An 11,576-nucleotide genomic window follows, 5' to 3' on the forward strand; every position below is an offset into this window, starting at 1 on the left:
TTATGTCCGGTTTCGCTTGAAAGCGCGGCGCAATCCACCGATATTGCGCCTATCCGGCCCAGACGGTCGGGCAAAGGAGTTTACTAACAATGGCAAACTGGTCTGATCCCCGCACGACCGCCCTCGGCCGCACGGCGTCGACCACCGCCGATGCCGCCTTTGATGCGGGCCTGCGGTCGTACATGCTCGCTGTCTACAACTACATGGCCTCCGGCGTGCTGCTGACCGGCATCGTCGCCCTGCTGTTCGCATGGGGCGGCGCCGAATCGCCGGCCGCGCAGTTGTTCCTGAACGGCGGCATCCTGAAATGGGTCGTCATGCTCGCGCCGCTCGGCGTGGTGATGTGGCTCAGCTTCGGCATCAACCGCATTTCCGAAGGCACCGCGAAGGCGCTGTTCTGGGTCTATGCGGTGCTGATGGGCCTGTCGCTGTCGACGATCCTGCTGGTCTATACCGGCGCATCGGTCGCGCAGACCTTCTTCGCCTCCGCGGCGGCCTTCGCCGGCCTCAGCCTGTGGGGCTACACCACCAAGAAGGATCTGTCGGCGTTCGGCACCTTCCTGATCATGGGCGTCGTCGGCCTTATCGTCGCGATGGTCATCAACCTGTTCCTGAAGTCGAGCGGGCTTGACCTGGTGATCAGCGGTATCGGCGTTCTGCTGTTCGCCGGCCTGACCGCCTACGACACGCAGAAGATCAAGAGCATGTACTTCCACCTGCAGGGCTCCGACTTCATCGGCAAGTCGGTGGTGATGGGCGCGTTGACCCTCTACCTCGACTTCATCAACCTGTTCCTGTTCCTGCTGCGCTTCATGGGCGACCGCCGCTAAGCGTCGGGGACATGGCGACACGGGAAGGCCCGGCGGATCGCTCCGCCGGGCCTTTCCTTTTGGAATGCTTCGTGCGGGCCGGCCGACGGCACCACGACGTCGCTATTTGGCCGTCGCCGCGTCGTCCAGCGCGCTGGCGCGCAGATGTGCCGGGCGTTTCGCCAGCCGCGCCGCATAGGCGATGAACGCGTCGCGTTTCGGCATCGTGCCGAACTGGACGCCCCACATCACCTGCGCGCCGACATAGACGTCGGCGGCGGAGAAGCGGTCCCCGGCGACATAGGGGTTGGCGGTGATCGCCTGCTCCAGCACGTCCATGGCCAGATCGTAGTTGCCATAGCCGGCCAGCCGCCCCTGTTCCGCCGTCGGATCGAATTTCAGCGCGTGGTTGGTCACCGCCTGCTCGACCGGGCCGGCGGCGAAGAACAGCCAGCGGTAATAGGCGCCGCGCGCGCCGGGCGGCGGGGCCAGTCCGGCGTCGGGAAAAGCGTCGGCCAGATAGGCGCAGATCGCCGCGCATTCGGTGATGACGGTGGCGCCGTGGACCAGCGCCGGCACCTTGCCCATCGGGTTGATCGCCAGATAGGGATCCTGCTTCATCGTCGACGCGTAGTCGAGGATCTCGGCGCGGTAGGGCGCGCCGACCTCCTCCAGCATCCAGCGGGCGATCCGGCCGCGCGACATCGGGTTGGTGTAGAGAATCAGTTCGTCGGCCATCGCATCGCTCCTTCGGTTGCGGTCGGTTCGGGGGCAAACAGCCCGGTCAGCCCTTCAGCAGCCGGTCGAAGAAGGCGATCGTCCGGTCCCATGCGAGCTTGGCGGCATCGGCGTTGTAGCGTTCGGCCGAACTGTCGTTGTTGAACGCGTGGTGGACGCCGGGATAGTCGTGGACGATCACCGGCTTGCCCGCCGCCTTCAGCGCCTCGGCGAACGGATGGGCGGTCTGGGCGACGCGGGTATCCAGACCGGCGAGTTGCAGCATCAGCGGCACCTTGACCTTCGCCGCTTCCTCCGGCGCCGGAGCGGGGCCGTAATAGGACACGGCGGCGGCCAGGTTGTGCGCACCGGCGACCGCCAGCCGGTCGACCATCGCGCCGCCCCAGCAGAAGCCGACGACCCCGGCCTTGCGCTCGGCGGCGAAGCGGGTGAAGGCGGACTGGGCGTCGCGGGTGGCGGCGGCGATGTCGAGCTTGCCGATCATCTCGCGGCCCTTGTCCTCGTCGGCCGGGGTGCCGCCGTCCGGGGCGAGCAGGTCGACGGCAACGGCGGTGTAGCCGGCCAGCGCCACCCGCCGCGCGACATCGCGGATATGCGGGGTCAGCCCGCGGTTTTCGTGGATGACAACGACCACCGCCTTGCCCGGCCCGGCGGCCGGATCGACGACATAGGCGCGCATCGCCCGCCCCGGCGCGCTGTCCCACTGGACCATGCCGGCTTTCAGCCGCGCGTCGCCCTCGGCGATGATCGCGGCGGCGGCCGGGTTGGCAGCGATGGCGGCCAGCAAGGTTTCCGCCGCCGCCGCGCTGCCGGCGAGCAGGGTCAGTTCGCGCATGAAGCGGCGGCGGTCGCGTCCCTCATGCGTGAAGTGATCGTAAAGGGCGATGGCGCGGGCGCGGAGTTCGGACGGGTGCATGGCGGGCCTCCATGATGGGGCGATGGCGCCCGCAGCCGTCATCGCCAGCGTGGCGAAGCCATCCGCATCGCGGCACGGGCTTCCGCGTGCCGCCGGCGCTCCGCCGCCTCGCCATGTCGGGCCGGGCAGGAGGACCGATCCTACCCCAATTCGCCGTTCGCCGAAACCGCGTCCGGCGTCGCTATTGCGCCGGCGCCTGCCATTTCGGCTTGTTCCGGTACTGGTCAAACCAGGCGATGATCGCCGAAGCCTTGGCCGCCGCCTGCGACGGGCGGGCGGCGATGCCGCCATGGCTGGCGCCCGGCACCTTGACCAGCGCCGTCGGCACGCCGCGCAGTTGCAGTGCGGTGTAATATTGCTCGGATTCGCTGACCGGGGTGCGGTAATCCTCGGCGCCGACCACGACCATCGTCGGCGTCTTGACGTTGCCGACCAGCGACAGCGGCGACCGCGCCCAATAGCCCTGCGGGTCCTCCCACGGGAATTTGTCGAACCAGTATTGGTGGTACATCGGCGCGCCGTCCGACGTCAGCGAGAAGCTGGCCCAATCGATCACTGGCTTCTGGGTCACCGCCGCCTTGAACCGGTCGGTCTTGCCGACGATCCAGGCAGTCAGCACCCCGCCGCCGGAGCCGCCGGTGACGAACAGGTTGTCGGTATCGACATTGCCGGCGGCGATCGCCGCGTCGACCGCGCTCATCAGGTCGCCGTAGTCGTCGCCGGGATAGGCGTGGTGGATCAGGTTGGCGAATTCGGCGCCGTAGGACGTCGATCCGCGCGGGTTGGTATAAAGCACGATGTAGCCGGCCGCCGCATAGAGCTGATAGTCGGTCGAAAAGGCCGGGGCGTAGGCGGCGAACGGCCCGCCGTGGATCTCCAGGATCAACGGGTATTTGCGCGCCGGGTCGAAATCGGGCGGCGTCACCATCCACGCGTCGATCCGGCGGCCGTCGGCGGCGGTGACCGCCAGCGGCTTGACCTGGCCCAGCGCCTTGCCGCCGAGCAGGTCGCGGTTGAGGCGGGTCAGCCGCCGCGCCTCGCCGCCCTTGCTGACCGAGACGTCGGCCGGGTTGAGCGCGTCGCCGGAGGTGAAGGCGACGGTGCCGTCGCGCGCGACCGAGAAGCTGCCGCCAGTATAGGGCCGGTCGAGCGCCGATCCGCTGAGGCCGCCGGCGACCGGGCGGATGCTGCCGTCCAGCCCGACGCGGGCGACCTTGGTCTCGGCATGATCGTCATAGACGACGAAGATCGCCTTGCCGTCCTCGGCCCAGGCGAGATCGTCGATGCTGCGATCGAGATTGCCGGTCAGCAGGCGGCTGCCGCTGCCGTCGCGGTTCATCACGTAGAGGCCGACATTCTGGTAGCCGAGATATTTGTCGTCGAAGCCGAGATAGGCGATCGAGCGCCCGTCCGGCGAGACGACCGGCGCCGCGTCCGGCCCGTCGCGGCTGGTCAGCGCCGTCAGCGCGCCGCCGGCGACGTCGAGCGCGTAGACTTCCGAATTGAGCGGCTTGCGTTCCCAGTCCTTGTGGCGGTTGGTGCTGAAATAAAGGGTGGCGCCGTCCGGCGACCAGGACAGGGGGCCGCTGTCGTTCAGCGCGCCGAAGGTCAGTTGGCGCGGCGCGCCGCCGTCCGCCGACACGACGAAGATATGGTCGAAGCCGGGCTTCAGATAGCCGGCACCGTCGGCGCGGTAGGTGAGGGCGGTGATTACTTCCAGCGGCGGCGCCCATTTCGCCCCCTCCGGCTTGGCCGGCGCCTTGCCGAATTTCGCCGCGTCGTCCGGTACGGCGGTGATATAGGCGATGCGGTTGCCGTCCGGCGCCCAGGCGATCGCGCTCGGGCTGTCGGGCAGGCCGGTGACCCGGGCGGTGGCGCCGCTTGCCATCCAGCGCACGTAGAGCTGCGGCGCGCCGCCGTCCTCCGCCGAGACATAGGCCAGCCGCTTGCCGTCGGGCGACCAGCGCGGGCTCATATGGGCGCCGGGGCCCGCGACCAGCGGCATCTGTGCGCCGCTGCGCACGTCGACCAGCCAGATTGTCGCGCGGGCGCGATCGGTCATCACGTCGTTGGAGCGGCGGACATAGGCGATCTGGCTGCCATCCGGGCTGATCTGCGGGTCCGACGCCACTTCCAGCGAAAACAGGTCGGCGCCCTGGAATGTCCGGACCGGCCCCTCGGCCGGCGCGGCGAGCGCGGGCGACAGGGCAAGGGCGGCAAGCGGCAGAAAGGCGATGCGGATCATGGGAATCCCCCCTGAGGACAGGGGGCGACACTCTCCGCAATTCGCGAGGTTTGGCAAGGGGGTACGGCTCGAACTGGTCCGCTTGAAGCGGAAATTCTAGAGCGCGGCGAGCAGGGCGCGGGTCCGGCCGATGGCGTCGCCGCCGATGCGGCCATGGCCGGGAATGATCGTGCGAATATGCGGATAGCGGGCCGCCACGCGTTCCAGGCTGTCGCGCCACGCCGGTACCGACGCGTCTGCAAGATTGCCGATGCTGTCGGCCGCCGCGTCTTTCAGGAAGCAGCCGCCGAACAGCAGGCGCTGATCGGCGTCCCACAGCACGATATTGTCCGAGCTGTGGCCGGCGCCGGGGTAATAGCATTCCAGGCCGAAGGCGGCTTCGGCGAAGGGTGCGGGCAGGGCCTGCGCCGACTGCGTTCCGTCGTTCAACAGAGCGCGGGTCAGCGGCAGCATGTGGACGGGTATTCCGGCGCGCTCGAGGACAGGCAAGGCTGCCGCGCGATCGGCGTGAAAATGGGTGATGATGGCGCCAGAGGGCATCCGGCCGAAGGATCGCTCGCACCACGCGATCAGCGCTCGCCCCTGTGCGGGCGTCCAGCCGGGATCGACAAGGGTGAGGGCGTCGCCATTGCGATGGACCAGGCCGTTGGCCGGATAGATCACGCCGCCGTCGATCGGCGCGGTGGTGGTGAACAGCCAGGTGTGGCGGTCGATCCGCTTGATCCACAGATCGTCGGTGATCGCGGTCATGCCGGTGGCGCCAAGCGCGGATGCGGTTGGCGGGGCCGCGATCAGGCGGACGGGAAGGGCAACCGCCGCCAGGCCGGCGATACACGTACGGCGGGAGAGAAGCATCGGTGCGCTATGACATGCCGGCGCGATCGGCGCGAGGGTGCTGCGACAGGCCGTGCCATGGCCCGGCGTCCACCGGGCCATGGCGATCGGCTCAAACTTTGACCTTGGTCCTGTCCGCGCCGCCTTTCTTGCGCGGCTTCTTCGGCGCGGCGGCGGTGATCTCGAAGGTCAACGCCCCGTCCTTCAGGTGAACCTTGACCTCGCCACCGTTGACCAGCTTGCCGAACAGCAACTCTTCGGCCAGCGGCTGCTTGATCTTCTCCTGGATCAGCCGGCCCATCGGCCGCGCGCCGTAGAGCTTGTCGTAACCGCGCTCGGTCAGCCAGCCCTTCGCTTCGTCGTCCAGGGTGATGTGGACCTCGCGGTCGGCCAGCTGCAGCTCAAGCTGGAGAATGAACTTCTCGACCACCCGCGAGACGACTTCCGGCGGAAGGTAGCTAAACGGAACAATCGCATCCAGCCGGTTCCTGAATTCCGGCGTGAACATCTTGCGTACCGCTTCCTCGTCCTCGCCCTCGCGCGTGACGTTGCCGAAGCCGACCGCCTCGCGCGCCATGTCGGACGCGCCGGCATTGGTCGTCATGATCAGGATGACGTTGCGGAAATCGACGGTCTTGCCGTGGTGGTCGGTCAGCTTGCCGTTGTCCATCACCTGCAGCAGGATGTTGAACAGGTCCGGGTGCGCCTTCTCGATCTCGTCGAGCAGCAGCACCGAATGCGGCTGCTGGTCGACCGCGTCGGTCAGCAGTCCGCCCTGATCGTAGCCGACATAGCCGGGCGGCGCGCCGATCAGCCGGCTGACCGAATGCCGCTCCATATATTCGCTCATGTCGAAGCGCTGGAGCGGAATGCCCATGATCGCGGCGAGCTGGCGCGCGACCTCGGTCTTGCCGACGCCGGTCGGGCCGGTGAACAGGTAGTTGCCGATCGGCTTGTCCGGGTCGCGCAGGCCGGCCCGGCTCAGCTTGATCGCCGATGCCAGCTTCTCGATTGCGGCGTTCTGGCCGAACACCACGCGCTTCAGATCGGTCTCCAGGCTGGCCAGCGATTTCTTGTCGTCGCTCGACACCGATTTCGGCGGGATTCGCGCCATCGTCGCGATCACCGCCTCGATCTCCCTGGGGGTGATCACCTTCTTGCGTCGCGACGGGGCGACCAGCATCTGCATCGCGCCGACCTCGTCGATCACGTCGATCGCCTTGTCGGGCAGCTTGCGGTCGTTGATGTAGCGCGCCGACAATTCGACCGCCGATTTGATCGCGTCGGCGGTGTATTTGACGCTGTGGTGGCTTTCGAATGCCGAACGCAGCCCGGCAAGGATCTTCACCGTATCCTCGATCGACGGCTCGTTGACGTCGATCTTCTGGAAACGGCGGAGCAGCGCCCGGTCCTTCTCGAAATGGTTGCGAAATTCCTTGTAGGTGGTTGAACCGATGCAACGGATCACCCCGCCCGACAGCGCCGGCTTCAACAGGTTGGAGGCATCCATCGCCCCGCCGGACGTGGCGCCGGCGCCGATCACCGTGTGAATCTCGTCGATGAACAGGATCGCGTCGGGCAGCTTCTCCAGCTCCGACACCACCGCCTTCAGCCGTTCTTCGAAATCACCGCGATAACGGGTGCCGGCGAGCAGCGCGCCCATGTCGAGCGAATAGATCACCGCCGGCTTCAGCACGTCGGGCACGTCGCCCTCGACGATCTTGCGCGCCAGCCCCTCGGCGATGGCCGTCTTGCCGACGCCGGGGTCGCCGACATAGAGCGGGTTGTTCTTCGACCGGCGGCAGAGGATCTGCACCGTCCGGTCGATCTCGGCATTGCGGCCGATCAGCGGGTCGACCCGGCCTTCCATCGCCTTGGCGTTAAGGTCGACGCAGAACTGCTTGAGCGCACTTTCATTCTTCTGCTTGCCGTCGGTCTTGGCGGCTCTCTCTTCCTCGGCGCCCTTGACCTCGCGCGCCTCGGGCGGCTGGCCGCCCTTGCCGACGCCGTGGCTGATGTAGCTGACTGCGTCGAGGCGGCTCATGTCCTGCTGCTGCAGGAAATAGACCGCATAGCTCTCGCGCTCCGAAAACAGGGCGACGAGCACGTTGCCGCCGGTCACCTCGTCGCGGCCGGAGGACTGGACGTGGAGGATCGCGCGCTGGACGACGCGCTGGAAGCCGGATGTCGGCGATGGATCGGTCTCGCCCTCGACGCGCAGCGCCTCCAGTTCGGTGTCGAGATAGGTCGTCACCTGGTCGCGCAGCTCGTTCAGGTCGACGCCGCACGCCGCCATCACCTTCGCCGCGTCGGCATCGTCGATCAGCGCCAGCAGCAGGTGCTCCAGCGTCGCATATTCGTGGCGGCGGCCGGACGCTTGGGTCAGCGCCCGGTGCAGGGTGGCTTCAAGCGTGGGGGCAAAGGACGGCATTCGGTTCACTCCTCGGGGCCGGCAATGCGGCGCGGCCCGTTCCTCACTATGTCGGAAGGCGGGGCGCGCGCATCAAGGCCGGCGGCCTCATCGCCTGAATAGCGCGTCGGCGCTTGCCCGGTGGTTAACCGCGCCTTCCAGCTTGCCGCGCGTTCTGGCGATTTCCGCCTCCAGCACGGCGATACGTTCGTGCAGCTCCGCCACCGACAGCGGATCCAGATCCTGCCGCGTGGCGAGCACCAGCGGATCGGGCGGACGGGCGGGGGAAAAGTCGTCCATGTCCATGCCGGGAATGTTGACCCGATCCCCGGCGCTGTCAATAACGGCGCCGCTGCAAGACAGGGGAGCAAAGATGGTTTCGCCGCCCGCAACCATGACCGCGATCGACCCGGAAGAAGCCGGCGGGCCGGAGGTGCTTCGCCCGGTCGAGCGGCCGGTGCCGCTCCCTGGCGCGGGCGAGGTGCTGATCCGCGTCGCCGCCGCCGGCGTCAACCGGCCGGACGTGATGCAGCGGCGCGGCCTCTACCCGCCGCCGCCCGGTGCGCCGTCGATTCCCGGGTTGGAGGTCGCCGGCACCGTGGTCGCGCTCGGCGATGGTGTTGCCGGCGTCGATCCCGGCGCCAGGGTTTGCGCCCTGGTCGCCGGCGGCGGCTATGCCGGATATGCGGTGGCGTCTGCCGGCCAGTGCCTGCCGGTGCCGCCGGCCCTGTCGCTGGTCGAGGCGGCGGCAATGCCGGAAACGCTGTTCACCGTGTGGACCAACCTGTTCGAGCGCGCCTATGCGGTCGACGGCGACGTCGTGCTGGTCCATGGCGGTACCAGCGGCATCGGCACGATGGCGATCCTGCTCGGCCGATTGTTCGGTCTGACTGTCATCGTTACCGCCGGAAGCGACGCGAAGTGCGCCCGCGCGCTGGAGATCGGCGCCGCCCACGCGATCAACTATCGCGAGACGGATTTCGTCGAGGCGGTGAAGGAATTGACCGGCGGGCGCGGGGTCAACGCGGTGCTCGACATGGTCGGCGGCGACTATGTCGCCCGCAACATCGCCTGCCTTGCGCCGGACGGCCGCCATGTCTCGATCGCCATCCAGCGCGGCGCCGAGGCGACGGTGCCGTTATGGGCGGTCATGCGCCGCCGGCTGACGCTGACCGGCTCGACGCTCAGGCCCCGTTCAGGTGAGTTCAAGGCATTGGTGGCCGACGAGCTCCGCCGCGAGGTGTGGCCGCATGTCGAGGCCGGGCGGCTGAAGCCGGTCATCGATTCCACCTTCGCGCTGGCGGAGGCGGGCGCGGCCCATGCCCGGATGGAGAGCGGGGAACATGTCGGGAAGATCGTCCTTACCGTCGCGTAGGGGCGGCAGGGCGGAGTAGGGCGTTCGATGACGAGGTTTGCGGCGCGGCTGGCGGCGGCGCTTTTGCTTGGCGTGTCCATGGCGGCACAGGCCGCCCAGCCCGCAGAGGGCGGGATGGATGCCCTTCCCGACGAGGAATTCGACGAGGAGATTGTCGTCACCGGCCAGAAGCCGCGCGGGTCGGTGATCGGCGACATCCAGCCGGAACTGCAACTGAACGCCGCCGATATCCGCGCCTATGGCGTCGCGACGATCGCCGAGCTGCTCGACGAACTATCGGCGGAAACGCGCAGCGACCGGGGCAGCGGCGGCGCGCCGGTGGTGCTGCTCAACGGCAAGCGGATTTCCGGCTTTTCTGAGATCCGCGACATTCCGACCGAGGCGATCCAGCGCACCGAAATCCTGCCGGAGGAAGTGGCGCTGAAATACGGCTACCGCGCCGACCAGAAAGTGGTGAACATCGTCCTGCGCCGCCGGTTCCGCGCGACGACGGCGGAGGCGGACGGCCGCACCAGCACCGACGGCGGCGGTACCGCCGTGCAGCTTGAAGGGACGCGCTTCCAGATTCGCGGCGACAGCCGGCTGAACCTCAGCGTCGAATATCGCCATGCCGATGCGCTACGCGAAAGCCAGCGCGACCTGGTGTCGCGCGCGGTCGGCGCGCCCTTCGCCGCGGCCGGCAATGTCGGCGCGGCGGGCGGTGGAGAGATCGATCCGGCGTTGAGCACGCTGGCCGGCGCGCCGGTGACCATTGCCGGGGTGCCCGCCGGCGCGGCGGGCGGCGTACCGTCGCTCGCCGATTTCGCCGCGACCGCCGGCACGCCCAACGTCGACGACGTCACCCGCTACCGGACGTTGCGGCCGGCAAGCGAGCAGCTTTCGTTGAACGCGGTGCTCAGCCGCACGGTGCTCGGCAATGTCTCGGCCACGGTCAACGCCAGCCTCGATGTGACCGGCAGCGATTCGCTGAACGGCCTGCCCGGTGTCAGCCTGACCCTGCCGGCGGCCAGCCCGTTCTCGCCGTTTGCCGACGATGTCACGCTCTACCGCTATCCTGGCGGATTCGGACCGCTGCGCCAGCGGATGCGCGGCGTTTCCGGCCACGCCGGGGTGGCGCTGAGCGGGATGCTCTCCGACTGGACGTGGTCGCTGACCGGCAATTACGACCATGGCGAAAGCCGCACGGTCAGCGATGCCGGGCTGGACGCCGGCGCGCTGCAGGCCCGCCTGTCGGCCGGCGACCCGACCCTCAACCCCTATGGCGTCCTGCCGGACGGGCTGATCGCCAGGCGCGCCGCCAACCGGGCGCGCGGCATTTCGGATAGCGGCACGCTGGAACTGGTGGTCAGCGGCGCTCTGGCGCGGCTGCCGGCCGGGGCGGTGACGACGACGGTCAAGGCCGGCGGTGCGGCGACAGGCTTCGAAAGCCGGTCGTGGCGGAACGGTATCGCCACCGCCGGTAGCCTGTCGCGCGAAACCGGGTCCGGGCAGCTCAACCTCGACCTGCCGATCGCCAGCCGGCGCAACCAGGCGCTCGCGGCGCTCGGCGACCTCAGCGTCAATTTCAACGCCGCCGTCGATCAGGTGTCGGACTTCGGCACGCTGACGACGATCGGCTACGGCGCCAGCTGGTCGCCGACCCCGGCGCTGCGGCTGATCGCGTCGGTCACCGACGACGAAGCGGCGCCCGGCATGCAGCAGCTCGGCAACCCGGTGGTGCTGACGCCCGACGTGCGGATCTTCGACTATATCCGCGGCGTAACCGCTTCCGTCACTCAGATCGACGGAGGCAACGCCGCGCTGCTTGCGACCAACCGGCGGGTGGTCAAGCTCGGCGCCAACCTGAAGCCGACCGACAGCCTGACGCTCAGCGCCAATTTCATCAACCGCCGCACACGTAACCCGGTGGCGGCGCTGCCGGCGCCGACGGCGGAGATCGAGGCGGCCTTTCCCGACCGGTTCCTGCGCGATGCCGACGGCGTGCTGGTCCAGGTCGATGCGCGGCCGGTCAACTTCGCGCGGCGCAGCGGCAGCGAACTGCGCTGGGGGTTCAATTTCTCCCGGCGGCTGAAGACATCCGAGCGCGTGGCCGAGGCGCTGCGCGAGGCGGCGCGCGAGCGCTGGGCGGCGATGGCCGCCGCTCGCAACGCGGCGGGGCAGGGGGCACAGGGGCAGGAAACGCATGAGCCGGGGGCACAGGGTCAGCGGCGCGGGCCGGGCGACGGGCCGGGGCGCGGCGCCGGTGGCCC

General features: G+C 68.7%; 9 protein-coding genes. 3 read left to right on the plus strand and 6 right to left on the minus strand.

All coding sequences use genetic code 11. The features are described from left to right. Nucleotides 1-89 precede the first annotated feature (89 nt). Entirely contained in the window at nucleotides 90-830 is a 741-nt protein-coding gene (locus E4A53_RS08870; protein WP_136162731.1) for a Bax inhibitor-1/YccA family protein, read from the plus strand. A 102-nt stretch (nucleotides 831-932) separates the two neighbouring features. Here the strand turns inward: E4A53_RS08870 and E4A53_RS08875 are convergent, their stop codons facing one another. The 6 genes from E4A53_RS08875 to E4A53_RS08900 all read right to left on the minus strand — a co-directional run bounded on the left by E4A53_RS08875 (nucleotide 933) and on the right by E4A53_RS08900 (nucleotide 8,258). Further along, the gene (locus E4A53_RS08875; protein WP_136162732.1) at nucleotides 933-1,547 is read right to left on the minus strand and encodes a glutathione S-transferase family protein; all 615 of its coding nucleotides are present in this window, start codon (nucleotides 1,545-1,547) and stop codon (nucleotides 933-935) included. A gap of 46 nt (nucleotides 1,548-1,593) precedes the next feature. Beyond that, on the minus strand, nucleotides 1,594-2,463 hold the full coding sequence (locus E4A53_RS08880) for a dienelactone hydrolase family protein (RefSeq protein ID WP_136162733.1): 870 nt from the start codon (nucleotides 2,461-2,463) through the stop codon (nucleotides 1,594-1,596). Nucleotides 2,464-2,644: 181 nt separating this feature from the next. Continuing rightward, entirely contained in the window at nucleotides 2,645-4,708 is a 2,064-nt protein-coding gene (locus E4A53_RS08885) for an alpha/beta hydrolase family protein (RefSeq protein ID WP_136162734.1), read from the minus strand. Nucleotides 4,709-4,804: 96 nt separating this feature from the next. Then, the gene (locus E4A53_RS08890; RefSeq protein ID WP_168694340.1) at nucleotides 4,805-5,563 is read right to left on the minus strand and encodes an MBL fold metallo-hydrolase; all 759 of its coding nucleotides are present in this window, start codon (nucleotides 5,561-5,563) and stop codon (nucleotides 4,805-4,807) included. A gap of 91 nt (nucleotides 5,564-5,654) precedes the next feature. Further along, nucleotides 5,655-7,973, minus strand: coding sequence for an ATP-dependent Clp protease ATP-binding subunit ClpA (clpA, locus tag E4A53_RS08895; RefSeq protein ID WP_136162736.1), 2,319 nt, complete (start codon nucleotides 7,971-7,973; stop codon nucleotides 5,655-5,657). Nucleotides 7,974-8,060: 87 nt separating this feature from the next. Next, the gene (locus E4A53_RS08900; RefSeq protein ID WP_136162758.1) at nucleotides 8,061-8,258 is read right to left on the minus strand and encodes a DUF1192 domain-containing protein; all 198 of its coding nucleotides are present in this window, start codon (nucleotides 8,256-8,258) and stop codon (nucleotides 8,061-8,063) included. Between the two features lie 88 nt (nucleotides 8,259-8,346). Here E4A53_RS08900 and E4A53_RS08905 point away from each other — a divergent pair, with 88 nt between their 5' ends. Next, nucleotides 8,347-9,327, plus strand: a complete 981-nt coding sequence (locus E4A53_RS08905) for an NAD(P)H-quinone oxidoreductase (protein WP_136162737.1) — start codon at nucleotides 8,347-8,349, stop codon at nucleotides 9,325-9,327. 27 nt (nucleotides 9,328-9,354) lie between these two features. Further along, a partial coding sequence (locus E4A53_RS14635; protein WP_168694341.1) for a TonB-dependent receptor occupies nucleotides 9,355-11,576 on the plus strand: 2,222 nt, incomplete at its 3' end.

Source organism: Sphingomonas flavalba (genome assembly GCF_004796535.1).
GTDB lineage: Bacteria > Pseudomonadota > Alphaproteobacteria > Sphingomonadales > Sphingomonadaceae > Sphingomonas_L > Sphingomonas_L flavalba.

Excerpts from the sequence above, each read along its gene's own strand:
- E4A53_RS08870 (WP_136162731.1), top strand. The coding sequence starts at position 90 with ATGGCAAACTGGTCTGATCCCCGCACGACCGCCCTCGGCCGCACGGCG.
- E4A53_RS08875 (WP_136162732.1), bottom strand. The coding sequence starts at position 1,547 with ATGGCCGACGAACTGATTCTCTACACCAACCCGATGTCGCGCGGCCGG.
- E4A53_RS08880 (WP_136162733.1), bottom strand. The coding sequence starts at position 2,463 with ATGCACCCGTCCGAACTCCGCGCCCGCGCCATCGCCCTTTACGATCAC.
- E4A53_RS08885 (WP_136162734.1), bottom strand. The coding sequence starts at position 4,708 with ATGATCCGCATCGCCTTTCTGCCGCTTGCCGCCCTTGCCCTGTCGCCC.
- E4A53_RS08890 (WP_168694340.1), bottom strand. The coding sequence starts at position 5,563 with ATGCTTCTCTCCCGCCGTACGTGTATCGCCGGCCTGGCGGCGGTTGCC.
- clpA (WP_136162736.1), bottom strand. The coding sequence starts at position 7,973 with ATGCCGTCCTTTGCCCCCACGCTTGAAGCCACCCTGCACCGGGCGCTG.
- E4A53_RS08900 (WP_136162758.1), bottom strand. The coding sequence starts at position 8,258 with ATGGACATGGACGACTTTTCCCCCGCCCGTCCGCCCGATCCGCTGGTG.
- E4A53_RS08905 (WP_136162737.1), top strand. The coding sequence starts at position 8,347 with ATGACCGCGATCGACCCGGAAGAAGCCGGCGGGCCGGAGGTGCTTCGC.